The sequence below is a fragment of the Bradyrhizobium sp. AUGA SZCCT0176 genome (assembly GCF_018130145.1).
GTDB lineage: Bacteria > Pseudomonadota > Alphaproteobacteria > Rhizobiales > Xanthobacteraceae > Bradyrhizobium.
This window is the reverse complement of sequence record NZ_JAFCMB010000011.1, coordinates 156,895-179,974: the sequence shown is the minus strand read 5'-3', so window position 1 is coordinate 179,974 and position 23,080 is coordinate 156,895. Positions and strand designations below refer to the sequence as shown.

At 62.4% G+C, this 23,080-nt stretch carries 19 protein-coding genes and 1 pseudogene; 13 read left to right on the top strand and 7 right to left on the bottom strand.

What is annotated here, in order from left to right:
• Nucleotides 1–21: 21 nt before the first annotated feature.
• Together JQ600_RS24550 and JQ600_RS24545 are read right to left on the bottom strand one after the other, a co-directional pair.
• Nucleotides 22–846, bottom strand: coding sequence for an ATP-binding cassette domain-containing protein (locus JQ600_RS24550; protein ID WP_212386175.1), 825 nt, complete (start codon nucleotides 844–846; stop codon nucleotides 22–24).
• A 74-nt stretch (nucleotides 847–920) separates the two neighbouring features.
• Nucleotides 921–1,982 carry a siderophore-interacting protein gene (locus tag JQ600_RS24545; protein WP_212386174.1) on the bottom strand — a complete coding sequence of 354 codons (1,062 nt, stop codon included), beginning with the start codon at nucleotides 1,980–1,982 and terminating at the stop codon, nucleotides 921–923.
• Between the two features lie 321 nt (nucleotides 1,983–2,303).
• On the opposite strand from JQ600_RS24545, the gene JQ600_RS24540 reads away from it, so the two are divergent.
• The 3 genes from JQ600_RS24540 to JQ600_RS24530 all read left to right on the top strand — a co-directional run bounded on the left by JQ600_RS24540 (nucleotide 2,304) and on the right by JQ600_RS24530 (nucleotide 6,608).
• On the top strand, nucleotides 2,304–4,004 hold the full coding sequence (locus JQ600_RS24540) for a cyclic peptide export ABC transporter (protein ID WP_283814655.1): 1,701 nt from the start codon (nucleotides 2,304–2,306) through the stop codon (nucleotides 4,002–4,004).
• Nucleotides 4,005–4,228: 224 nt separating this feature from the next.
• On the top strand, nucleotides 4,229–5,287 hold the full coding sequence (locus JQ600_RS24535) for a GNAT family N-acetyltransferase (RefSeq protein WP_212386172.1): 1,059 nt from the start codon (nucleotides 4,229–4,231) through the stop codon (nucleotides 5,285–5,287).
• A gap of 22 nt (nucleotides 5,288–5,309) precedes the next feature.
• Entirely contained in the window at nucleotides 5,310–6,608 is a 1,299-nt protein-coding gene (locus JQ600_RS24530; protein WP_212386219.1) for a lysine N(6)-hydroxylase/L-ornithine N(5)-oxygenase family protein, read from the top strand.
• A 3-nt stretch (nucleotides 6,609–6,611) separates the two neighbouring features.
• Here JQ600_RS24530 and JQ600_RS24525 read toward each other — a convergent pair whose 3' ends face one another.
• Nucleotides 6,612–7,502, bottom strand: a complete 891-nt coding sequence (locus tag JQ600_RS24525) for a 4'-phosphopantetheinyl transferase superfamily protein (protein ID WP_212490125.1) — start codon at nucleotides 7,500–7,502, stop codon at nucleotides 6,612–6,614.
• Between the two features lie 194 nt (nucleotides 7,503–7,696).
• Here JQ600_RS24525 and JQ600_RS24520 point away from each other — a divergent pair, with 194 nt between their 5' ends.
• Nucleotides 7,697–8,887 carry a CaiB/BaiF CoA-transferase family protein gene (locus tag JQ600_RS24520; protein WP_212386169.1) on the top strand — a complete coding sequence of 397 codons (1,191 nt, stop codon included), beginning with the start codon at nucleotides 7,697–7,699 and terminating at the stop codon, nucleotides 8,885–8,887.
• 48 nt (nucleotides 8,888–8,935) lie between these two features.
• On the opposite strand, the gene JQ600_RS24515 is transcribed toward JQ600_RS24520, so the two are convergent.
• The 4 genes and pseudogenes from JQ600_RS24515 to JQ600_RS24500 form a co-directional block, all read right to left on the bottom strand.
• Entirely contained in the window at nucleotides 8,936–10,441 is a 1,506-nt protein-coding gene (locus JQ600_RS24515) for an ATP-binding protein (RefSeq protein ID WP_212269175.1), read from the bottom strand.
• A gap of 120 nt (nucleotides 10,442–10,561) precedes the next feature.
• On the bottom strand, nucleotides 10,562–11,164 hold the full coding sequence (locus tag JQ600_RS24510; protein ID WP_212386168.1) for a pyridoxamine 5'-phosphate oxidase family protein: 603 nt from the start codon (nucleotides 11,162–11,164) through the stop codon (nucleotides 10,562–10,564).
• Between the two features lie 29 nt (nucleotides 11,165–11,193).
• A pseudogene (locus JQ600_RS24505) lies at nucleotides 11,194–11,778 on the bottom strand (M20/M25/M40 family metallo-hydrolase); the annotation flags it as partial.
• Nucleotides 11,779–11,983: 205 nt separating this feature from the next.
• Nucleotides 11,984–12,478, bottom strand: a complete 495-nt coding sequence (locus JQ600_RS24500) for a MarR family winged helix-turn-helix transcriptional regulator (protein WP_409363258.1) — start codon at nucleotides 12,476–12,478, stop codon at nucleotides 11,984–11,986.
• Between the two features lie 164 nt (nucleotides 12,479–12,642).
• Between JQ600_RS24500 and JQ600_RS24495 the strand changes: the two genes are divergently transcribed.
• The 9 genes from JQ600_RS24495 (at nucleotide 12,643) to JQ600_RS24455 (ending at nucleotide 23,069) form a co-directional block, all read left to right on the top strand.
• Nucleotides 12,643–13,920, top strand: a complete 1,278-nt coding sequence (locus tag JQ600_RS24495) for an amidohydrolase/deacetylase family metallohydrolase (protein WP_212386165.1) — start codon at nucleotides 12,643–12,645, stop codon at nucleotides 13,918–13,920.
• A gap of 17 nt (nucleotides 13,921–13,937) precedes the next feature.
• Nucleotides 13,938–16,340 (top strand): xanthine dehydrogenase family protein molybdopterin-binding subunit, encoded by a 2,403-nt coding sequence (locus JQ600_RS24490; RefSeq protein ID WP_212386218.1) that lies wholly within the window; start codon nucleotides 13,938–13,940, stop codon nucleotides 16,338–16,340.
• Nucleotides 16,337–17,167 (top strand): xanthine dehydrogenase family protein subunit M, encoded by an 831-nt coding sequence (locus JQ600_RS24485; RefSeq protein ID WP_212386164.1) that lies wholly within the window; start codon nucleotides 16,337–16,339, stop codon nucleotides 17,165–17,167. Before JQ600_RS24490 ends, JQ600_RS24485 begins: the two co-directional genes overlap by 4 nt.
• Complete coding sequence (locus JQ600_RS24480) at nucleotides 17,164–18,369, top strand: 2Fe-2S iron-sulfur cluster-binding protein (RefSeq protein WP_212386163.1); 1,206 nt, start codon at nucleotides 17,164–17,166, stop codon at nucleotides 18,367–18,369. Before JQ600_RS24485 ends, JQ600_RS24480 begins: the two co-directional genes overlap by 4 nt.
• 78 nt (nucleotides 18,370–18,447) lie before the next feature.
• Nucleotides 18,448–19,602 (top strand): ABC transporter substrate-binding protein, encoded by a 1,155-nt coding sequence (locus JQ600_RS24475; RefSeq protein WP_212386162.1) that lies wholly within the window; start codon nucleotides 18,448–18,450, stop codon nucleotides 19,600–19,602.
• Between the two features lie 72 nt (nucleotides 19,603–19,674).
• On the top strand, nucleotides 19,675–20,547 hold the full coding sequence (locus JQ600_RS24470; protein WP_212269167.1) for a branched-chain amino acid ABC transporter permease: 873 nt from the start codon (nucleotides 19,675–19,677) through the stop codon (nucleotides 20,545–20,547).
• Nucleotides 20,544–21,590 carry a branched-chain amino acid ABC transporter permease gene (locus JQ600_RS24465; RefSeq protein WP_212386161.1) on the top strand — a complete coding sequence of 349 codons (1,047 nt, stop codon included), beginning with the start codon at nucleotides 20,544–20,546 and terminating at the stop codon, nucleotides 21,588–21,590. The genes JQ600_RS24470 and JQ600_RS24465 overlap by 4 nt, the downstream gene beginning before the upstream one ends.
• Nucleotides 21,590–22,372 (top strand): ABC transporter ATP-binding protein, encoded by a 783-nt coding sequence (locus JQ600_RS24460; RefSeq protein ID WP_212269165.1) that lies wholly within the window; start codon nucleotides 21,590–21,592, stop codon nucleotides 22,370–22,372. Before JQ600_RS24465 ends, JQ600_RS24460 begins: the two co-directional genes overlap by 1 nt.
• The gene (locus JQ600_RS24455; protein WP_212269164.1) at nucleotides 22,365–23,069 is read left to right on the top strand and encodes an ABC transporter ATP-binding protein; all 705 of its coding nucleotides are present in this window, start codon (nucleotides 22,365–22,367) and stop codon (nucleotides 23,067–23,069) included. Before JQ600_RS24460 ends, JQ600_RS24455 begins: the two co-directional genes overlap by 8 nt.
• The last annotated feature ends 11 nt before the right edge of the window (nucleotides 23,070–23,080 follow it).

Below are 23,080 nucleotides of genomic sequence, written 5' to 3'. Positions count from 1 at the left end.
AAAGGCGGATGATCCGCCCTTTCATCGCGCAAAGCTGATGAGGTGGCTTTGATCCGGAGACGGCATCACCCCCATGGGGATGCCGTAGATGGTTTCGAGTTCGGCCGGCGTCATGATCTTGTCAGGCGCGCCGCGGGTTATCAACTTGCCCGAATGCAGCGCGATGATCTCGTCGCAGAAGCGGGCCGCCATGTTGACGTCGTGGAGAACGACGACAATTCCGAGGTTGCGCTCACGGGCGAGCTGCTGCACCAGCGACAGAACCTCGATCTGATGGGCGATGTCGAGCGCTGAAATTGGCTCGTCGAGCAGCAGGCATTCGGCGTCCTGCGCGACCAGCATGGCGATCCAGACCCGCTGGCGCTCGCCGCCTGACAGTGTGTCGACGAGCCGGTCCGCAAACGGCTCGATGTGGGTGAGCGCCATGGCTTCCGCGACCTTGTTGCGGTCGGTATCGCCAAATCGGCCGAGCGCGCCATGCCAGGGATAACGGCCGAGCGCGACCAGCTCCTTGACCAGCATGCCGGCGGCGGGCGGGGTCTGCTGCGGCAGGTAAGCCACCTTTCGCGCGTATTCCCGATCGCTCCATTCCCGCAATGGACGCCCTTCAAAGCGGATCGTACCGGAGGAGTTTGGCTGCTGCCGCGCCAGCATCTTCAGCAAGGTCGATTTGCCGGAGCCATTGTGTCCGATCAGGCCGACGACGCTGCGAGCGGGAAGGGTCAGGGTCAGCGGTTCGAGCAACGCGCGGCCTGCCACCGCGAAGCCGACCTGGTCCAGTTCGAACAAGGGCATGGCCGCGTCGCGCGACGCCGGGGCGGTTTCGGTTGGCAGAACTGCGTGCATGGGGAACGCCTGGTAGAATTATGTGGTGCAAAGAGAACGCAGCCCGGCCGGTCCACGTGTGCGACGTTGGGACGTCATGGCTGGCGCAGGCTCCAATACGCGACCGCAAGGTGCTGATCGCGGGAAAGTTTTCGCTCATCGCGCAAATGGTTTCGCAGCGCCTTCAGCGCCTGCGCTTCGCAGGCGATCCATGCAAAGACCTCGCGGTGATCGGGCCATCGCAGGGCCTTGACGGCATCGACCAGCAATTGCGTTGTCCCCGCCGGATGGTCGCCACGATGCAGCCAGCGAACCGACATGCCGGCTGGCGCGATCAGCGGAACCTCCTCGAGTTGGTCGGCGACTTCGATGAAGACTTCGCCCATTGCCGTCGCCGGCAGTGTTTCAAGGATGCGCGCGATGGCGGGCAGGGCGGTTTCGTCGCCTGCCAGCATAAACCAGCGCGCCGGACGAATACCTCGCCCGAGTGGGCCGGCCATGCCGCAAATGGCGCCGGCTCGCGCGTTGAGCCCGAATGCGGAGCCAGGCCCGGCATGGTCATGAACCACGAAATCGATGTCGATCTCGCGGGTCTGCAGATCGATGCGACGGATCGTGTAGTAGCGGGTGAGAGGCCTGCGGTCCGCTTCGGGCCACATGATACGTCCGTCCGCGGCAGGCCACGGCCATTCAGGCTTGGCGAGGCCCTCTGGTGGAAAGTACAGCCGGACGTGCAGGTCATCGTCATCCAGGAAACGCGTGATGTCGTCCCCGGTGAAAGTCAGCCGGCGCATGCGGGGCGTGAGATCGATCGCCGCTTTCAGCCGTACCTCGCGGAAATTGGCCAACATCCCGCCATCCGATTCATGACCGGACCAGACGATCGTCGGTGCCGCGTCGCCTGCGAACTCGATGACGTGGGATGCTACGACCGAACGCAGCATTTCGAGGTGACCCTTGTCGTTGGCCTCGACACGAATCCTGAGTGTCTCAGCCTCGACGGCGAGCGAGCTGGTTCCAAACGGCAGTTTCGCCACCATCAGGCCGCCCTGATCCTCGAAGGCGATGTCATGCTCGGCCAGATGATCGATCATTCGGGCAGCAAGACCGGCGGCATCGGCAAGCTGGATGCGGGTTTCGGAGACGAGCGAATCCAAAGTCATTCTCCAGTCGGGCCTGCTCCAGTCGGGCCTGTCCGATGCTGGCCTGCGAGCGCTTCGATTTCCGGGTATCGCGGTCCGATACGGCGGCCGGATCCATGTCCTACGCGCTCTTCGGCTGCGATGCAAAGGGGGTACTACCCGACATTTTATTAAACGCGTTGCCGATCACAAATTAGAATCGATCGAAAAAGACCGGAAAATAACCGCTGGAATAGCCATGCTGCCATCATGTATTCGCATCACTCCAGCAAGGCTGTTCGTGTCACGACGGGCCGTGTAGGTTCGCTTCAGCCATAATCCAGCGCGGCACTCATGATGATCCCACCAAGCGGCCTGACCGCGCAGATATTGCATCTCCTGCGGCCGTATTGGCCGATTGTGCTCGGTGGCGTCGTCCTCGGTATTGTCGGCGGCGCCAGCGTTGCGGGGCTGCTAGCGGTCGTCAATCGTGGCCTCTATGCGTCGCAGAGCGATGTCGTGACGCTGCTTTTTGCCTTTGCGGGCCTGTGTTCGCTGATCCTGATTGGTTCGATCGGTTCCGATATAAGCGCCAATTATGTCGGACAGCGGATCATTGCCGAGCTTCGGAAGTCGCTTGCGGCCAAGATTCTGGCGGCCCCGATCGACCAACTCGAGATTTATCGTACCCATCGCCTGATCCCGGTTCTCACCCAGGACGTCGACACGATCAGCGATTTCGCGTTCTTCTTCTCGTCCTTCTTCGTGTCCGTCGTCATCACTTTCGGCTGCATGGTTTACCTGGCGGTATTGTCGTGGCCGCTGTTTCTGATCACGGGATTGGTCATCATCCTGGGTTCGCTGGCGCATGCCTTTGCGCGAACGCGAGGGGTTCGGGGCTTCAATGCCGCCCGCGACTCGGAAGATGAGTTGCAGAAGCACTACCGGGCGATCGCGGAGGGCGCGAAGGAATTGCGCTTGAACCGCATCCGCCGGCAGCGCGTGTATGTCGACAAGCTACAGCGTACCGTCGACCAGATCAGCACGGTGCAGATCAAGTCGATCAATCTCTTCGTCACCGCACGTGCCTTCGGCACGATGCTGTTCTTCGTGGTGATCGGCGTTGCGCTGACCCTGCGCCCGTTCCTGTGGCCGGACAGTCCCGCTTCGGTCTCCAGCGGTTTTGTGCTGGTGCTGCTCTATATGCGGGGTCCTATTGACCAGGTTATAGGTATTCTGCCCGCACTCGGCCGCGCACAGGTGGCGATGCGCCGGATTGCTGAGCTCTCGGAGCAGTTCTCCACGCCTGAGCAGGATTTGCTGGCTGCGCCTTCGACCGCGCCGGAAGCATCGGCCAGGATCGAATCGATCGAACTGCGAGGGGTATCGTACACCTTCCGCACCGTGCCCGGCAGCAATCCCTTCGTTCTTGGCCCGATTGACCTGCATATCCGCCAGGGGGACATCGTTTTCATTGTCGGCGAAAATGGCAGCGGAAAAACCACGCTGATCAAACTGCTGCTGGGCCTTTATGCCCCGCAGAGCGGCGCGGTGCTGCGCGATGGCCTGCCGGTCGTAACGGAAACCCGCGATGACTACCGGCAGCTCTTCACGACAATCTTTTCCGACTACTACCTGTTTGAAGATCTTTTGCAGGGAGCGGGAATGGTGCCCGATATCGCCGAGCGGTATCTTGAGCGATTGGAGGTCGCGCACAAGGTTTCGGTTGAAAATGGCGTGTTCACGACAACGGATCTGTCCACCGGCCAGCGCAAGCGGCTGGCTCTGATGAATGCCTGGCTCGAGGAGCGGCCCGTTCTGGTGTTCGATGAGTGGGCGGCGGATCAGGATCCGGCGTTCCGGCACATCTTCTACACCGAATTGCTGCCCGACCTGAAGCGCCTGGGCAAGACGATCATCGTGATCTCACATGACGACCGTTATTTTGGCGCGGCGGACCACCTTGTGCGGCTCCGGCATGGCAAGATTGTCGCTGGCGAGGCGAGGCCCCATTACGTCATGGAGCCGTCATCTGTTCCAACCGGTGCGCCTCTTTAGACCTATTTTATTCTCCCGGAAAATTTGAATCTAAGTTCCGGCACCACCGACGCGGGCCTTGAGTAGGGCATGCAACGTCCCGGCCTGGTCATTCATTGGTTTTGTAAGGAATCTAAACTGGGTGCGTTGGCATTCCTTGTCATCCTGCACGGGAGTGATTTACATCGCGTGCGTGAGCGAAGATCGCGTCTTGTTTGAAGCAATCACGTCAATACGAGTGCCGGATGAACAAAACGTCGAGCTCCGCGAAAGATCCTCATGCGTTTCCGGTCGGGCCGCGCGCCGCCGCGACGGTCCTTCAAGACGGTGCGGAGCTGCGGGTCGTTGCTGGTGGCGCTACGATGATGCGTCTGCGTCTCGATGAGCAGCTGGATCATCTGAAGATGCTTGATGCTCCCGACGATCCGCGGCTTGCGGTGCGGGCGGTTTCAGCGGCTGCAGAGGCAATGTTCGGATGGCGCCCGGGTCTCGACCGGATTTTTCTGGATTCGGTCCGGCAACCGATTGCGCGCGAATTGCTCGACGATGGCCTCGCTGTCTTGGCCGGAAGCAACCTCGTGCTGCTTCCGGATTTGGTCATGCAGCGTCGTGACAACTGGCTGGTCGATGCCGAGCGGCCGCCGATGCCGCAACTGCACGTCATGACCGACGGCAAACGGCATCCGCGACGCCCGCAAAAGCCGGTGGGGATGGTGTATGCCCGCTTCATCCCCTGGCTCTCCGAGATCATCTCGTTCCGTGTCGCGGATCTGAATGATGATCTTCATTTGCTGCACCGCTGGATGAACGATCCTCGCGTCGACGCCTTCTGGGACGAAGCCGGCGATCTGGAAAAGCATCGCAAGTATCTGTCCACTATTCTGGCCGATCCGCACATGCTGCCGCTGATCGGCTGCTTCGGCGACGCGCCATTCGGCTATTTCGAGGTCTATTGGGCCAAGGAAAACCGTATCGCGCCGTTTTACGATGCCGATGATTACGATCGCGGCTGGCACGTTGTCGTCGGAGAGGACGCCTATCGGGGACGCCGCTACATCAGCGCATGGCTGCCCTCGCTGATGCACTACATGTTCCTGGATGATTGCCGAACGCAGCGGATCGTCGGCGAGCCGGCGGCGGCGCATTCGAAGCAACTACGCAACCTTGAACTCTCGGGATTCGCGAGGATCAAGAACTTCGATTTTCCACACAAGCGGGCCACCCTGGTCATGCTGCTGCGCGAGCGCTTCTTTGGTGACCGGCTGTGGCTACCGGCGACGGCCGGTCCGGCACCCACAGCCTAACGCGCGAACGGAGCGCAGCTTTATGTCTCATCAGCTTGCCATCGAGCACGACGTCATTGGCGTCGGATTCGGTCCGTCCAATCTCGCGCTTGCGATCGCGCTGGACGAGTGCGCCAGAAGGTCACGCTTGAAATGCACTCCTCTCTTCGTCGAGAGGCAGCGCCAATTTACCTGGCATGGCGGCATGCTTTTGCCGGGTAGCGATATGCAGATCTCGTTTCTCAAGGATCTGGTTTCGTTGCGTGATCCGACCAGTCCGTTCACCTTTGTGAACTATCTGCACAAGCACGGCCGCTTGCAGGATTTCATCAACTGTCGGACGTTCTATCCGAGCAGGATGGAATTCAACGATTATCTGCGGTGGGTGGCAGCGCAGTTCAAGTCACAAGCGGCTTACGGCGAAGCCGTCGTTGCCATCGAACCCGTAACAGCGGGGCAGTCGGTGAATTCGTTGCGGGTCTATTCACGCAACTTCGCCGGCGGTGAAACGGTGCGGCTTGCGAAGAACCTTGTCGTGGCGGCGGGAGGTAAGCCCAATATCCCGCAGGTCTTCGCGAAAATCGCCGACGATTCCAGATTGTTCCACTCAAGCCGCTACCTCGATACGGTCGAGTCCGCCGGCCTCGGCGGCAAGGCGGCATGCGTGGCCGTTGTCGGGGGAGGGCAGAGCGCGGTCGAGGTGACGGTCGATCTTCGAAACCGTTTTCCGCACGCGAACATTGACCTGATCTTTCGCGGCCATGCATTAAAACCGTCCGACAGCAGTCCGTTCGTCAACGAAATCTTCAATCCGGATTACACGGATTTTATCTACGCCCAGCCGGACGAGCGCCGGAATGCGATCGTTCACAATTTTCGAAATACCAACTATGCCGTGGTCGATTCCGATCTGCTCGATCAGTTGTATCGCTTGCTCTACCAGCAGCGCGTCAGCGGCACGACGGGCATCGAATTGCATCCGCGCAGCGAGATCACCAAAGTGCTCGCGGCCGTTGAAGGCATTGAAATCCGAACGGTCGATAAATTCGACGGTCGGGACCGCCGCTCCTGCTACGATGCCGTTATCCTTGCGACCGGCTATGACAGGGAAACGCCACACGCGTTTCTGGAGCCGATACGACGCTATATCCAGGACGACGTTGTCGACCGCAATTACAGGCTCGCCACGAGCCCTGCGTTTCGGCCGCAAATCCATCTCCAGGGGTATTCCGAGGCCTCTCACGGCCTGAGCGACACGTTGCTCTCCGTTCTGGCCAGCCGTTCGCAGGAAATCGCCGAGTCGCTGCTTTTGACGATCTCGCGCCGCGAACTGATAGCTTAGCGTTCAGGCGGCGGGAGCTATCAGCCGCCATTGCGAGACAGGCCCGAGCGCTGCTGGTAGCGAAAGAACGGCGGGTGATGGGCCAGCGTCGATGGTCACCGAATGCGGTGGAATGATGAATCCAAGCGCGGCTGCCTTAAGTATGGCTTCCTTGAGGGTCCAGTAGCGAAGAAACAGCCGCGAGCGGAATGCGGCAGGAGTGCTCCACAGGACCTCACGCTCTTCGCGAGCCAGGACGATCTCACTCACGGAATCCAGATCGGGGATTTCTCGCAAGGGCTCGACATCGACACCGACCGGCGAACGCGCAGCAGCGACAGCGACCACACCTCTTGCGTGACTCAGGCTGAAGTCGATGTTCGGCGAGTCTGAGACGAGCATCGGCTTGCCGTGCTCGGACGGTCGAAACCGCAAGGTGTCGGCGGCGTGCCCCACAATGCTCCCCAGCAAAAGGCGGACGCCGGCATGTGCGGCGAGGTAGCTATTTCGATCCTCAATGTGCACGAAGCGCACCAGGCGGCTGGCTTCCTCGCCGTCGAGCACCGCGGCAGCTTGCTCGAAGCTGAGCGTGCCCAGTCCTTCGGTGCCTTGGTCATGAGAGGGATGCACTGCCGCTAGCCAGAAGGCGATGTCCTCCGGTCTTAACCGCTCGGTCAGGCCTGAGATGCCTGGACTGGTCAGCCATCGCACACTCAGCTCTTCTTGCGGAATTCTGCAATTGGTTGCGATAGACCACGCGACGGTATCTCGTGCATTGGCCGTCGTTAGCGATACTGCGAGTTTGTCCTTTCCAGCGTCGTCGGATAGCGCCATGTCCATCGGCCATTTGGAGAAATTTTGAAGAGTAATGTAAGCTGTCGAGAAATCAAAATTATCCTTCTCCGGCGCCCCCATGATGGATGGAGCGACAAGGTGCTGACGCCAACCGCCGGACAGATTGCCTCGGCCAACGAGGCATTGAAGCGATGGCGGCCGAACGCGAAGGGCGCGGGGCGCTCAAGGACCAAGAGCGGTGAGATGACCGCTCTCAAGCACATCAAGTTGGCCAGGAAACTGCTCGATCGGGCAGCCAGCATCGGGGGAAAGCCGTGAGCGCACTTGAGGGGATCCGGGTCCTCGACCTCGGCACGTTCATCGCGGGGCCGCATTGCGCCACCATTCTCGGTGAATTCGGTGCCGAGGTTATCAAGATCGAGCCGCCAAAGACCGGCGACTCGCTTCGGCGTCTTGGAACCAATACCGAATGCGGCGATACGCTGGTTTGGCTCTCCGAAGCCCGCAACAAAAAATGCGTCACGCTGAATCTCGGGACCGAGCGCGGGCGGGAACTGCTGAAGCGCCTCGCCGCGAAATGCGACATCATCGTCGAGAATTTTCGGCCCGGCACCTTGGAAAAATGGGGACTCGGCTATGAGGAACTCAAGAAGATCAATCCCGGTGCGATCCTGGTGCGCATCTCGGCCTACGGGCAGGATGGACCGATGCGGACGCAGCCGGGCTTTGCCCGCATCGCGCACGCGTTTTCCGGCCTGACCTATCTTGCCGGCGAGCCCGGCGGTATTCCCGTTGTTCCAGGATCGACCTCGCTGGCCGATTACATGTCGGGCATGTACGGCGCCATCGGCGCACTGGTTGCGCTGCGGGCCCGCGAGGCTACCGGCGAGGGGCAATGCGTCGATCTCGCCCTGTACGAATCGGTGTTTCGCGTGCTCGACGAGATCGCGCCTGCCTATCAGAAGTTCGGCTATGTGCGCGAGCGGATGGGCGCGGACGCGGTCAATGTCTGCCCGCACAGCCACTACCAGACCGAGGACGGCAAATGGATCGCGATCGCCTGCACCAGTGATCAGATGTTCGCGCGGCTCGCGGAAGCGATGGGGCAACCGGAACTGGCCGCGGCGGAACGATATGGTCCACAGACGCTGCGGCTGGCGGCCCGCGACGAGGTCAACCGCATCGTCGCCGAATGGGTCGCCTCGCGCGACCTCGACAGCGTCCTTGCGCTTTGTTCGAAGGGAGGCGTGCCGGCCAGTCTGATCTTCAGCATCGCGGATATTTTCGAAGACCCGCAATACCGCGCCCGGGGTAACATCCAAATGACGGACTCGCGCGCCGGCGAGATCGCGGTTCCCGGCGTCGTACCACGGCTGTCGGAAACGCCCGGTGAGATCCGCTGGCTTGGCGCGGGTCTGGGTGCCCAAAACGAGGATATCTACAAAGGTCTGCTCGAACTAAGCAGCGAAGAGATCGAAGATTTACGGGTCTCCGGCGTGATTTAAGTGATCACCACGGTTTGGTATCTTCTGAGTGTGCGCTTGACCGTCACATCATAGAGCCGGGCTGCAGCCTTGCTCCGCCGGCAGTTCCTCGGCATTGGGGTCGCCCGGTGCCGTCGCCCAGGCCAGTTCGACGAGCGTCACAATCCGCCGACCTGCACCGTCGAGCTGGCAAACGATGAGGCCCTGCTCCTCGATGTAGGTCAGCAGACGCCGTGCACGGCGCAACGAATGCGAGCCATAGGCGCGGGCAATCGCTGCATCACCCGGGCAGGGCCAACCTTCCTTCGCGGCGCGGGCGATCATCATGAAGACGCCCTGCATATCCTCCGGCAGAAGGGAGGCGCGGACCGAGACATCCTCCCAGCCGTCATCGTCAGCCATATCGGAGCCGAGCCCGGCGCGGGCGCGCGTCAGCATGCGACGGAAATCACCCAGGTCCGGCACAGCCGAACCGAGGCCCTCTATTCGGCAGCGGACAACGAACTCCTGATAGAGGACGCCGATGGCACGGAACCCGGCGTCGGGTTCGGCCATGACGGCGCGCAGAATGCGGTCCACGCGCTCATGCCGCTCCGCCAGTGCCTCGGCGCTAAGCGGCTGCTCCACCGATTCGGGACGGATCTCCAGCGCCGCTGACTTCGCCGCCATGAGCTGGCCGAGGAGGTCGGGTGGCGACCGGCGCTGGGGCCGATTATGCTCGGGCGGCGGTGCTGCCAGGATGATGGCGCGTGCGTCCGGTGTCGCTTCCGGCAGAGGCATCAGGCGCGGGGTCGCGTTGCGCGGCGTTGTATCCGTCGGACCGATGCGCAGCCCGAGCGGACGGCGGGACAAGGCCGGCCCCAGCGCCATGAATTGGCCGCGCTCCAGATCCCGGAAGGCCTCTGCCTGTCGCCGCTCCATGCCCAGCAGATCAGCAGCGCGCGCCATGTCGATATCCAGAAAGGTTCGCCCCATGAGGAAATTGGACGCCTCGGCCGCGACGTTCTTGGCGAGTTTTGCCAGTCGCTGGGTGGCGATGATTCCCGCAAGCCCGCGTTTGCGGCCACGGCACATCAGGTTCGTCATGGCGCCGAGGGAGAGTTTGCGCGCCTCGTCCGAAACCTCGCCGGCGACGGCCGGTGCGAACAGCTGCGCCTCATCCACCACCACCAGCATCGGATACCAGTGGTCGCGGGCGGCCTCGAAAAGCCCGCCGAGGAAGGCGGCGGCGCGCCGCATCTGGTTCTCGGCGTCGAGCCCCTCGAGATTGAGCACTGTGGAGACGCGATGTATGCGCGCTCGCTCGCCGGCGACCTGCAGGCCCCGCTCGGTGTGGTCCTGGGCATCGATCAGGAGGTGGCCGAAACGGTCGGCAAGCGCAACAAAGTCGCCTTCGGGGTCGATGATGGTCTGCTGCACCCAGGGGGCGCTCTGTTCCAGCAACCGGCGCAGCAGATGGGATTTGCCCGAGCCGGAATTGCCCTGCACCAGCAGGCGCGTCGCCAGCAGTTCCTCAAGGTCCAGGTTAGCCGGGGCGCCTGCCGTTGTGTGGCCCATCTCGATCGCAACGGTCATGTCTCGACTCAAAGTCTCCCTGCGGAGGCGGGCTTAACAACCCGACCGCAGCCCGTCGAGCGCCCATTGGCCGGTTGCTCACGTTCTCCACGGCTGGTCGAACGCTGGCATGGTCGTGCACTATTGGAAAAGACCGTCATCGTGGCCCACGCTATTCGATGTCGCTCTGGACAACGCGAAACCCAATAAACTGTGGCGTTCGACCTGGGCCTTGGGATCCCACAATTTCGAGCGCATCAGCGCCTTGCCGCAATGGAAATAGCATTCATCGACATGGACCTTGAGCCCGATGATCGGCACGACGTTTTGCACCGCCAGCGGCGTCAGCAGGGCCGGATCCTGGGTGATCTCCGCCTTGCCGTTGATGCGCAGCGTTTCATTGATGCCCGGCACCAGGAAAATCAGGCCGATACCTGGCGAGGCCAGGATGTTGCCGAACGTGTCGACCCGGTTGTTGCCGCGGCGGTCCGGGATCAGCAGCGATTTGTCGTCGAGCACCGCGACGAAGCCCGGCGCGTCACCGCGCGCGCTCGCGTCGGCGTTGCCCTTGCCATCGCTCGATGCGAGGATCAGGAACGGGGAGAGCGCGATGAATTCGCGACAGAACTTGTCGAGATGGTACAGAACCTTCTTCTCGGCGAGCGGGCTTAGCTGCCCGAAATGCGCACGCAGATCTTCTGGCGTCCGGACCAAGGGCTTGCCGCCCGCGCCGTTGCTCTCCATGGCAGACCTCCTCCTGTCTTGTTGCGTTTTTACGTCACCTCGACACCGCACCAACCCGCGATGAACAGCGCCAGCGTCTTGGTGACCTTCTTCACGGCTTCGAGTTCTACCCGCTCGTCGAAACCGTGCGCGTTTTCCATCCTGGCGCCGAAGCAGAATGCGGGGACATCGTAATCGAGCCCGTAGAAGCGTGTGTCGGTGAGGCCGGTGAAACAGGCGTCCTCGAGCGGGCCACCGAACACGGCCTCATACGCCGCTGATAGCACCGCATCGCTGTCCTGCGCGCCGGTCACCTCATAACCCGGCGACAGGAAGCCCGACCAGACGACCTCAGGCGCGTTATCGGCAAGGAACGGATGGGTCCTGGCGGCCTTCGCGACGCAGGCGACGATCTCGGCCTGGCAATCGGCGATCGTCCAGCCGGGCAGGATGCCGATACGGCAATCGACGTCGCACCAGGCCGGAACGCTCGAGGCCCAGTCGCCGCTCTTGATGATGCCGGGATTGAAATTGAGCGGATGCTTGACCTTGCCGAAAAAGCGATGGCTCCTGGCGCGCTCGTTCCACTCGGCCTCCAGTCCTTCGAGGGCCTGGATCAGGTGATAAGCGGCGAGCCCATCGAATGGCGGAAGTGGGATGGGGATTGATCGCGACCTGCGCGATCTTTTCATTGGCGAGGCTTGAAGGTGCTCTGCTGCTTCTTGCGCCGGCTGTCCTTGTGGCCCGCGGCCAACGGGGCGTAATGAGGCTCGCGACGGCCTAAGGTGACTACAAATTATGCAGATCAAACTAAAAAGTCAGCAGATGATGCCGTGACGCTCAATCGAATATGGCAGAGGCGCTGTCATGATCGGAGTGTGCCGCCACGATACGCTGCATCATCTCGACGAATGCGACTTGCTCCCGTTCACTCAAATTGTCGAGTGTGGCGCGGTGTGCGGCGCGGGCCGAGGCCTCGATTTTTGCCAGGAGCGTCGTTCCCGCCGGGGTCAATTTGCAGAGCCGGGCGCGGCGGTCTTCGTCATTAATGGCTCGCTCGACAAAATTGCGGGCCGCCAGTCGCTTCAGCGCTCCGGTCGTCGTCGTCCGATCCAGCGCGATATCGGCCGCCAACGTGGTCTGATCGGCGGTTTTCCGCACCGCAAGCGCCGAAAGCAGGCTGTATTGCAGCGGTGTGATCTCGAACTCGCCGCATGCTTCCTGGAACAGCGCGACATGGATCTGATGCAACCGCCGGATAAGAAATCCCGGTCGCTGTGACAGTGGCCAGGGGCGGTGTCTGGCCTCGACGCGACTTTTTTTTGCCGTCCGCAACGCACTCTCCCAGCTTCGAAATCCGGCGCCGATAGCCCGATTCGAGCGTCGGCGCCACGAATAGATCATGGCACGAGCTTTGCTTTTGTAAAATACGAAGTATGCTTCGTATCTCGACGGAGCGGCGGGATGAACTCCGCCGACTGAAAGTACAGGAGATCGCTATGTCTATCAGCGCCAGCTTCGACCAGCTTCTGCGCGGCGGCCGGGTGATCTGCCCGGCCTCAGGCATCGATGGCGTCAGGGACGTCGCCATTCGCAACGGCAAGATCGCGGCCGTGCAGCCCGACATCCTGCCGACCAGCGCCAGAGAGGTCATCGACGTGACCGGCAAGCTGGTATTGCCGGGCCTCATCGACACGCACGCGCATGTCTATCAATACGTCACCGGCCGCTTCGGCATGAATGCCGACATGGTGGGCGTCCAATCCGGCGTGACGACGTTGGTCGATCAGGGTGGTCCGTCGTGCATGACGTTGCCGGGCTTCCGGCATTTCGTCGCCGAGCCGGCGAAGTCGCGCGTCTACGCGTTCCTGTCGGCCTACCTGGTGGGCGGGCTCGAGGGTCATTACTATCCCAAGCTCTACAGCCCGGATGGCGTCGACATTGATGCTACGGTGAAGTCGGCCACCTCCAATCTCGATATCGTTCGCGGCATCAAGGCCCATGCGGAGATAGGCGGTTTCGCGCGCTGGGGCATTCGCGTCATCGAGATGGCGTCCGAGATCGGGCGCCGCGCCGATCTGCCGGTCTATGTGCATTTCGGTCAGCTTTGGGGCCTGCCCGAGAGCGGCACCAACGGCGAAGACGTCGACACCATTCTGGAGCGCGTAATCCCCTTGCTGCGCGAGGGCGACGTGCTGGCGCATCCGTTCACGCGCCATCCCGGCGGTTTCGTCAACCGTGAGGGTGAAGTGCATCCCGTGATCCAGGCGGCGCTGGATCGCGGCTTGAAGGTCGATGTCGGTCACGGCAGCCACTTCTCCTATCGTCTCGCCAAGAAGGCGATTGCCGCCGGCATTATTCCGACGACGCTCGGAGCGGACATTCACGGCTACAATACCCACGTGCCTCAGCCTGCCGGCACGCCGGACCAGCACGAGGATGACGAGAATCATCCGTTTGCGGGTCAGGCCAAGTTCAGCCTGGTCCAGGCGATGAGCTCGATGATGGCGCTCGGCCTCACGCTCGAACAGATTGTGCCGATGGTCACCTCGAGCCCGGCCAAGATGCTCGGCCGTGCTGACGAAATCGGAGCCCTCAAGGTCGGCAGGGATGCGGACGTCTCGGTCATTGGACAGCGTACCGGACGATTTGTCCTTTCTGACAACGAGAAGAACGAAGTCATCGCCGAACGCCTGCTGCAGCCCGCGTTCTGTCTACGTGCCGGTACGCGATATGACGCGATCGCGCCAATTCTGCCTCAGGCGGTTGCGGCGTAACAAGGCAGCGTCAGCCGATCGAGGAGAACGCCACAGTGCGCAATGAGCGCGATTTTCCCTCCGCGGACGGTGCGGGCGCCGGACAAGGCGTCGGCGCGCGGCTGCCGCGCAAGGAAGACGACCGCCTGATGCGTGGCCGCGGGCGGTTTGTGGCTGACATTCGTCTCGCCGGGCTCCAGGATGTTGCGTTTGTGCGCAGTCCTTTGGCGCATGCGCGGATCCGAGGAGTACGGGTGCCGGAGCAGCATCGCGCCAGCGTCTTCACCGCGGCCGATCTGGTCGGCGTCAATCCGATCCGTGCCGTGTCAGCGCTGCCGGGCTTCAAGATCTCGGAGCAACCGGTACTCGCCGCCGGCAAGGTGCGTCAGGTCGGCGAACTGGTTGCGATGTGCGTCGCTCCGACGCGTGCCGAAGCCGAAGACATTGCGGCGGCGGTGATGCTTGATCTCGAGCAGCTTCCCGCCGTCTATGACATGCGCAAGGCGCGGGAACCGGGTTCGGCCCTGGTACATGAGCATTGGGGCGACAACGTCTTCCTCGAAACCAACTTCGAAGTGGACATCTCGTCCGCACTAGATGCGCCGATTAAGGTGTCGCGGGAGATATCGACCGCGCGGCAGTGCATGTCGCCACTCGAGGGGCGCGGCGTCGTCGCGACCTTCGATCATCGCCTCGATCAACTCACGCTCTATTCCGCCGCCCAGATGCCGCATATCACGCGCAGCGGTCTGGCCGAATGTCTCGGCATGGAGCAGGGCCAAATTCGCGTCATTTCGCCAGATGTCGGCGGTGGCTTCGGGCACAAGGGAATCCTGCTGCCGGAAGAAGTCTGCCTTTCGTGGCTGACGATGCGTTGTGGCCATCCGGTGCGCTGGACGGAGGATCGCCGCGAACATCTCACTGCCAGTTCCAACTGCCGCGAACACCATTACAAGATCACCGTCTATGCCGATCGCGACGGGCGGCTGCGCGGCATCGATTGCGAAGCGACCGTCGATTCCGGCGCTTACTCCTCCTATCCGTTCTCGGCGTGCCTTGAGGCGGCGCAAATCGCCAGCATCCTGCCTGGCCCCTATTTGATGCCGGCCTATCGCTGCCGAACCTTTTCGGTCGCCACCAACAAATGTCCGATCCTGCCTTATCGCGGCGTGGCCCGCACCGGCGTTTGTTTCGCGCTGGAGCTGATGCTCGATCTGGTCGCGGCGGAGGCGGGGCTGGAGCCCGGCGAAGTGCGCCTGCGCAATCTGGTGCGGCCGGAGCAGATGCCGTTCGACAACATCACAAAGAAACACTTCGACAGCGGTGACTATCCCGAGGCGATGCGCCGCGCCCTGGCGTCCATCGACGTCGAGGGTGTGCGGGCGCGTCAACGCAAGGGCGAAGCCGACGGCCGCCTGATCGGCGTCGGCGTTTCCATCTATTGCGAGCAGGCCGCGCACGGAACGTCGGTCTATGCCGGCTGGGGCATTCCGATGGTGCCCGGTCACGAGCAGGCATCCGCGCGGCTGACGCCGGACGGTGGCCTCGAACTGCGGGTCGGCGTGCATTCGCATGGGCAGGGCATGGAGACGACGCTCGCCCAGGTCGCGCACGAGATGCTGGGCGTCGAAGTCGCCAAAGTGCGCATCATCCTCGGCGATACCGCGATGACGCCGTACTCCACGGGCACCTGGGGCTCGCGTTCGATGGTGATGGCCGGTGGCGCGGTCGCAACCGCGTGTCGCGAATTGGGCGAGCGCGCCAAACGCATCGGCGCCAAGCTGCTGCAGCATGATCCGGCGGCGGTGGTGCTGCAGAACGGCGAGGTTCAAGGCGTCAACGGCAGCGTCACCTTGAAGGAAATCGCGCACACCTGGTATCGCCGTCCGCAGGATCTGCCGCCCGATGTCGATCCGAGCGGGCTCGAGGTCACATCCGGCTACAAGCCGCAGCGCGATTCCGGAACCTTCAGTTACGCCGCGCATGCCGCGGTGGTCGCGGTCGATCCTGATCTTGGAGAAATCGAGATCCTTGATTACGTCATCGTCGAGGACGGCGGCGTTCTCGTCAATCCGATGGTGGTGGACGGCCAGATCTATGGCGGCTTGGCCCAGGGCATCGGCACCGCGCTGTACGAGGAGATGCCGTTCGATGCGGCGGGGCAGCCGCTGGCGACGACGTTAGCGGATTATCTGTTGCCCGGTCCGACCGAAGTGCCTGCGGCGCGTCTCGATCATATGGAAACGCCGTCGCCCTATACGCAGTTCGGTGTGAAGGGCATCGGCGAGGGTGGTGCGATCGCGCCGCCGGCTGCGATCGTCAACGCCCTCAACGACGCGCTGCGGCCGCTCGGCGCCGAATTGATGCAGTCACCCGTTACGCCATACCGGGTCATCGAAGCGATCCTGGCGGCGCGCGACGCAGAAAGGCCGGCGGCATGAAACCGGCACCTTTCGGCTATGAACGCCCGCGCGATTTACAGGCGGCACTTGCACTGTTGGGGGAGGCCTCGGCCAAGATCATCGCCGGTGGCCAATCGCTGGGGCCGATGCTCAATCTGCGGCTGGTGGAGCCGCAAATGATCGTCGACATTTCGGGGCTTGCCGAGCTCAAGCAGGTCGAGCGTCGCGGCGATGAACTCGTGTTCGGGGCCTGTGTCACCCACGCTGACATCGAGGATGGACGCATTCCGGACGTTACGCGCGGCGCCATGCCGGCCGTTGCCGGCAACATCGCCTATCGCGCGGTGCGCAATCGCGGCACGGTTGGCGGATCGCTCAGCCACGCCGACCCCGCGGCAGACTGGGTCTCCGCGCTTTCGGCGCTGGGCGCGAAACTGACGCTGCGAAGCCTTGCTGGCGCCCGTACGGTCACGATGGAGGAGTTCATCGTCGGCGCGCTGGAATCGGCGCTGCGGGTTGGTGAGATCGTGGAGACGATCCATGTTCCGGCGAGGCCGGCATCGGCGCATTGGGGATACGTCAAGAGTTGCCGCAAGACGGGCGAGTTCGCGCATGCGATCGGCGCGGTCCTGATCGATCCGAGCCTCGCAACCGCCCGCGTCGTCATCGGCGCGATCGATGCTGCGCCGATCGTCATCACGAATGCGACGGAATTGTTCGGCGGGCGCATTGCCGGCGACTACAAGGAGCGCTTCGACGGGCGTGTGGCTGATCTGCTGCTGGTGAAGGCAGGCGTCGCCAACCCGGCCCATCGCCATATTCATGTGAATGTCCTGAAGCGCGCGGTCTGCGAGGCCGCCGCATGAATATGATCGCACTATCCGTAAACCAGCGCGCAGTACAGGCTCTCGCAGAGCCTCGTACCAATCTGGCGGATTTCGTCCGTGAAAAACTCGACCTGACCGGTACGCATCTTGGTTGCGAACACGGCGTCTGCGGCGCGTGCACGGTGCTGCTCGACGGCGTGCCGGCGCGCTCGTGCATCACCTATGCCGTTGCCTGCGAAGGGGCAGAGGTTACCACCATCGAAGGCCTCGATGAGGACGATGTTACGACAGAGCTTCGCGCGGCCTTCACCCGCGAGCATGCGCTGCAATGCGGCTACTGCACGCCGGGAATGCTGGTCTCCGCGCGTGATCTCGTGCTGCGGTTGCCGCAAGCCGACGAACGCCTCATCCGCGTCGGCTTGAGCGGCAATCTATGCCGTTGCACCGGCTATGTCGGCATCGTTCGGGCGGTCCAATCCGTGATCGAGGCGCGGCGCGCACGCGATATCGCGCCGGAACCGGGTGGAGGGCGGAAGATCCTCGGTCCCGTCGGCTCGGGTCGAAGCCTCGATCACCGCGCTGATCGCGCTGAACGCGTGCGGCCGGTGGCGAGCGGCCCGGCGAAGCCGGAGGCGGTCAATGCGGTCGATTCGATTCCGGACTTCATTCCGACCGACGTATTGACGCAGCATTTCAGCGTCGCGCACCCGCCAGAACAGGTCTTTGCGATGTTTGGCGACATCGCTGCCGTCGCGGCGTGCCTTCCCGGCGCAGCGCTGACAGCACCACCGAAACCGGAGCGGGTGGAGGGTGCCATCCGAGTCAAGATTGGTCCGATCGCCGCGACATTCGCAGGCGCCGCGCGCGTTGAACGCAATCCGGCTGACATGTCCGGCCGCATCGTCGGCGTCGGCAACGACAGGCGCAGCCGGTCTTCGACCCAGGGAGAAATTCGTTATCGGCTGGTGCCGACCGAGCAGGGGACGCGCGTCGATCTTTCCATCGGATACACGCTGACGGGAATGCTGGCGCAGGTCGGAAGGCCAGGGCTGGTGCGTGGTCTCGCGGCGCGACTGATCGCGGAATTTGCCGGCAATCTCGACCGCCGGCTGTCGGGCACCTTGCCGGCAGATGCCGTTGCCGCCGACCTGAACGGAATGACGCTGGGTTTCAGTCTTTTGCGCGAGCGGGTTGCGCGCTGGTTTGACCGTTTCTCGTCCAACAAGGACGGCGCGGCATGAAGGATCGACGTTGCGCACAGTGCGGAGCGGCGAGTTTTGGACTGCGGATGGATTAACAGCGGCAGATTGGAGAATCACATGACATGGACGTTCAGACTTGCTCCAGCGATTGCGCTGGCGGCTGCTTTGCTGGGTGGCACCGCCGATGCCCAAACCATCAAGATCGGGGTGAATGAACCGCTCACAGGCGCATTCGCTGCTTCCGGTACCTATGTCGTCAACGGCGCCAAGATCGCTGCCGACGAGATCAACGCCAAGGGCGGCATTCTCGGCAAGAAGATCGAACTCGTCATCGAGGACAACAAAAGCAATCCGACAGAAGCGGCCGCCGTCGCCGAAAAACTGATCACCAGCGACAAAGTGCCGGTCCTGATGGGGGCGTGGGGCTCGAGCCTGACGCTGGCCGTGATGCCGAAATTGATGGAGTACGAGGTGCCGATGGTGGTTGAGACCTCATCGTCGGGCAAGATCACGACGACGGGAAATCCCTATGTCTTCCGTATCTCGCCGCCGTCGGCGATCGAGGCTGCCGCCTTCAAGGGGATCGTCGACAAGCTCGAACTGAAGAAGGTCGATTTCCTCATCATCAACAACGACTGGGGACGCGGCACTGCTGAGGATTTCAGCAAGATGATGAAGGAAAAGGGGATCACGGTCGGCGTCGTCGAGACGATGGACCAGGGTGCGCAGGATATGAGCGCGCAGCTTTCCAAGCTCAAGGGCACCGATTCCGAAACCATCATCGTGACGACGGCGGTGGACCAACTGACGCTGATCTTCAAGCAGGCCGCGGCGCTGGGGCTCAAGAAGCGCATCATCACCACTGGCGGCTCACAGAATCCGGATCAGATCATCGCTCAGGCAGGAGCCGCCGCCAACGGCACCATGCACCTGACGACCTTCCTGCCCTGGTTCCCCGACAAGACGCCGAACCCGGAGGCGACCAACTACTTCATCGCCGAATGGAAGAAGCGCGGGTTCGACTTCGCCGGCTGCACCGAGAGTTTTCGCGGCTATGACGGCATTCGCACCGTGGCAGCCGCAATCGAGAAGGCGGGCAAGGCGGAGCCCGCGGCGATCAAGGCGGCTATGTGGGACATCAACATCAAGGGCCTGAACGGCGACATCGTGTTCCGGAAATCCGGCCCGGCTGGCAAGGAAAGCGGCCAGAGCCAGCCCAACGTCTATCTGATCGAAATCACCGACGGCAAGATCGGCATGAAGACACTTTGACGTCAAATTGCTGACCGGCAAGGGCCGCGGCGAACCCGCGGACCTTGCTGCGTCGGATAATTGGGAGCCACCTTGAGCGAGTTTCTGCAACATCTGATCAACATGCTGGTCCTTGGCGGTACCTATGCCCTGCTGGGCATCGGACTGACGTTGATCTTCGGCATCATGAACGTCGTGAACTTCACGCATGGGGTGCTTTATACGTTCGGCGCCTACATCATGTTCATCGTGGTGCATCAGCTCGGGGTTAACTTCTTCCTGGCGCTGCCGCTCGCCGTGGTGGCCGGCTGGCTGCTTGGCGCGGCGATCGAGCTGATATTGCTGCGGCCGCTGCGCGGCTCCGATATCGACACCACCATGCTTGTCATGATCGGCGCCTGGATCGCGATGCAGTCCGGCGCCCTGTGGATATGGGGCGGTGTGGCGAAATCGGTGACGACGCCGTTTCCCGAGGCGCCGCTGGTGCTCGGTCCGGTCTCCGTGTCCTGGCTTCGGCTGTTCGTGCTCGCCGCAGCAGCCATGCTGATCGTCGTCACCTATCTCCTGATCAACAGGACAAAACTCGGCTGCGCAATGCGGGCGACGTTTCAGGATCATGACACCGCTTCGCTGATGGGCGTCAATGTCGACATGATCTACACCTCGACCTTCGCGATCGGTTCGAGCCTGGCGGCCGCGGCCGGTGCGCTGCTGGGTCCGGTCTACGTGATTTTCCCGCAAATGGGCGATCTCGCCGCCGTCAAGGCGTTCGCGATCGTCATCCTTGGCGGGCTCGGCAACATCACCGGCGCGGTGATTGGTGGTTTCATCCTGGCCTTGGCGGAAGAGCTGGGCGCCGGCTACGTTTCGTCGGGATATCGCGATGCGATGGGCTTCCTGATCATCATTGCGGTTCTGATCTTCAAGCCGACCGGACTTTTCGCGCGCTCGGAGCGCGTCGGATGAGAACAGTGGTCGCTATTCTGACGGTCGTCGCGTTCGCATCCGTGCCGCTGTGGTTACGCGATCCGTACCTGATGAACGCGTTGATCACGACCGGTATCTTCATCATCGGCGCGATGAGCCTCAATCTGCTGCTCGGTTTCACCGGCCAGCTCAGCCTCGGCCACATCGCGTTCTTCGGTATTGGCGCTTACGTCAGTGCCCTGACGTCGCTTGGTTTCGACGCCGGCTTGCCCTTCGGCTTCCGTATTGTTCACGAACCCTGGCCTCCGATCATCGGCTTTGTGCTCGCGATCGTCGTCGCCGGCTTGTGCGGGTATCTGGTGGGGCTGCTATCGTTTCGTGTTCGCGGCGCATATTTCGTGATTGTGACGATTTCCTTCGCCGAAGTGGTCCGGCTGGTGGCCCTCAACTGGGTCGAGCTGACGCAGGGACCGCTGGCGCTGACCAATATTCCCTCGATCACGATCGGAATGCCGGGTCTTGGAGATCTTACCCTCCGCACCAAGTTGCAGAATTACTACCTCGTGCTTGCTGTCGCGGTTATCGCCTATGTGCTGATCTCGCGCCTGGTCCATTCACATTTCGGCCGCGCGATGCGCGGGCTGATGGAAAACGAAACGCTGGCGGTGTCTGTCGGCATCGACGTGACGAAAACGCTCACGCTGGCGGCAGTGATCTCGGCGGGGATCGCCGGAGCGGCGGGCAGCCTCTATGCGCATTACATCCGCATTATCGATCCCGAGGTGTTCGCATTCATCAATACCGTGACGATGGTGATCATGGTCATCACCGGCGGCAAGGGCTCGCTGGCCGGTCCTGTCGTTGGCGGCATGATCTTCGGACTGTTGCCGGTGTTCCTGCGTCCGGTCATGGCGCCGGAGGCACAATGGATCGCCTATGGCGGCGTTCTGATCGTGATCCTGTTTGTATTGCCGCGCGGCATCGTGCCATCGCTGGCGCAGCGATTTGCGAAACGGCGGAGCCGGGTCGAAGCGGTGGCACCGGTTGCCTTCGTAAAGCGCGACGCCAAGGAGCATGCGTGATGGCGGCTCCGGCGACGGCATTGAAAGTCGAGCAAGTCGCCGTGAGTTTTGGTGGGCTCGTCGCACTCTCGGACATGAATTTTACGGTCGGCGAAGGCGAGATCGTCAGCCTGATCGGGCCCAACGGCGCCGGCAAGACCACGGCGTTCAACGTTGTCACGGGCTTTCTGGATCCAACCCATGGCGCCGTGAGCTATCGCGGAACCGCTCTCAACGGTCTGAAGCCGCATCAGATCGCCGATCTTGGATTGATCCGCACGTTCCAGCGCACCAGTGTCTTCCCGAACGACACGGTTTACGACAATTTGCTGGTCGGGCTGCATCGCCAGGGCAGGGTTGGCCTTCTCGAAGCCATTCTGGGCCTGCCGCGCGCGCGGTCTTCCCAGCGCCGTTTGCGCGAACGCGCCAGCGAATTGATCGAACGGGTGGGCCTTGAACGCCGCGCCAACGATCTTGCAGGGTCGCTGTCCTACGGCGAACAGCGGCTTGTCGGCGTGGCGCTGGCGTTGGCGGCCGAACCGTCGATGCTGCTGCTCGATGAACCGGTCTCCGGCATGAACGCCTCGGAAACCCACACCTTCGTGCAACTGATCCGTAACATCAGGGATCGCGGTGTCACCATCCTGCTTGTCGAGCACGACATGCCGATGGTGATGAGCGTCTCGGACCGCATCGTGGTGCTGAACTACGGCCGGATCATCGCCGAAGGCCCGCCCGAAATGATCCGGAACAATGCGGCCGTCATCGAAGCCTATCTCGGCCAGGGAGCGGCGCGTGCTTGAGATCCGGGACATGGTCTGTGGCTATGGCGGCGTCACGGCGCTGCGCGGCATTTCGCTGGAGGTCAAGGCCGGGCAGCTCGTCGCCCTGATCGGCGCCAACGGCGCTGGCAAGAGCACGACGCTGCGCGCGATCTCCGGACTGGTTGCGCCGCGTTCGGGGTCGATGCTGTTCGAAGGCAAGGACATTGCGGGTGCCAAGCCGCCGCGCGTGGTGGCCGCAGGAATCGCGCATTGTCCGGAAGGGCGGCGCGTATTTCCGCATATGACGGTCGAGGAAAATCTCGACATGGGCGCCTATCTGCGCACCGGCTCTGCCGAGATCGCGGCGGACCGCGACCGGATCTATGGCGAGTTTCCGCGGCTTGCCGACCGCAAGCGGCAGGCTGCCGGTACCTTGTCGGGCGGTGAGCAGCAAATGCTGGCGATCGGCCGGGCGCTGATGTCGCGGCCGCGGCTGATCATGTTCGACGAGCCTTCCCTTGGACTGGCGCCCAACATCGTCGAGCGGACTTTTGCGATCATCCGCGGCATCCGCGATGCCGGAACGACGGTTCTGCTGGTGGAGCAGAACGCGTTTGCGGCGCTCGAAATGTGCGACCACGCCTATTTGCTGGAAGGCGGCCGTATCGTTCTCTCCGGGCCTGGCGCAGAGATGATCGAGAACGAGCACGTGCGAAAGGCTTATCTTGGCGGATGAGCAGAACCAAA

Excerpts from the sequence above, each read along its gene's own strand:
- JQ600_RS24525 (WP_212490125.1), bottom strand. The coding sequence starts at position 7,502 with ATGGGGGCGCCGGAGAAGGATAATTTTGATTTCTCGACAGCTTACATT.
- JQ600_RS24550 (WP_212386175.1), bottom strand. The coding sequence starts at position 846 with ATGCACGCAGTTCTGCCAACCGAAACCGCCCCGGCGTCGCGCGACGCG.
- JQ600_RS24460 (WP_212269165.1), top strand. The coding sequence starts at position 21,590 with ATGGCGGCTCCGGCGACGGCATTGAAAGTCGAGCAAGTCGCCGTGAGT.
- JQ600_RS24465 (WP_212386161.1), top strand. The coding sequence starts at position 20,544 with ATGAGAACAGTGGTCGCTATTCTGACGGTCGTCGCGTTCGCATCCGTG.
- JQ600_RS24510 (WP_212386168.1), bottom strand. The coding sequence starts at position 11,164 with ATGGAGAGCAACGGCGCGGGCGGCAAGCCCTTGGTCCGGACGCCAGAA.
- JQ600_RS24485 (WP_212386164.1), top strand. The coding sequence starts at position 16,337 with ATGAAACCGGCACCTTTCGGCTATGAACGCCCGCGCGATTTACAGGCG.
- JQ600_RS24480 (WP_212386163.1), top strand. The coding sequence starts at position 17,164 with ATGAATATGATCGCACTATCCGTAAACCAGCGCGCAGTACAGGCTCTC.
- JQ600_RS24515 (WP_212269175.1), bottom strand. The coding sequence starts at position 10,441 with ATGACCGTTGCGATCGAGATGGGCCACACAACGGCAGGCGCCCCGGCT.
- JQ600_RS24495 (WP_212386165.1), top strand. The coding sequence starts at position 12,643 with ATGTCTATCAGCGCCAGCTTCGACCAGCTTCTGCGCGGCGGCCGGGTG.
- JQ600_RS24535 (WP_212386172.1), top strand. The coding sequence starts at position 4,229 with ATGAACAAAACGTCGAGCTCCGCGAAAGATCCTCATGCGTTTCCGGTC.
- JQ600_RS24530 (WP_212386219.1), top strand. The coding sequence starts at position 5,310 with ATGTCTCATCAGCTTGCCATCGAGCACGACGTCATTGGCGTCGGATTC.
- JQ600_RS24540 (WP_283814655.1), top strand. The coding sequence starts at position 2,304 with ATGATCCCACCAAGCGGCCTGACCGCGCAGATATTGCATCTCCTGCGG.
- JQ600_RS24475 (WP_212386162.1), top strand. The coding sequence starts at position 18,448 with ATGACATGGACGTTCAGACTTGCTCCAGCGATTGCGCTGGCGGCTGCT.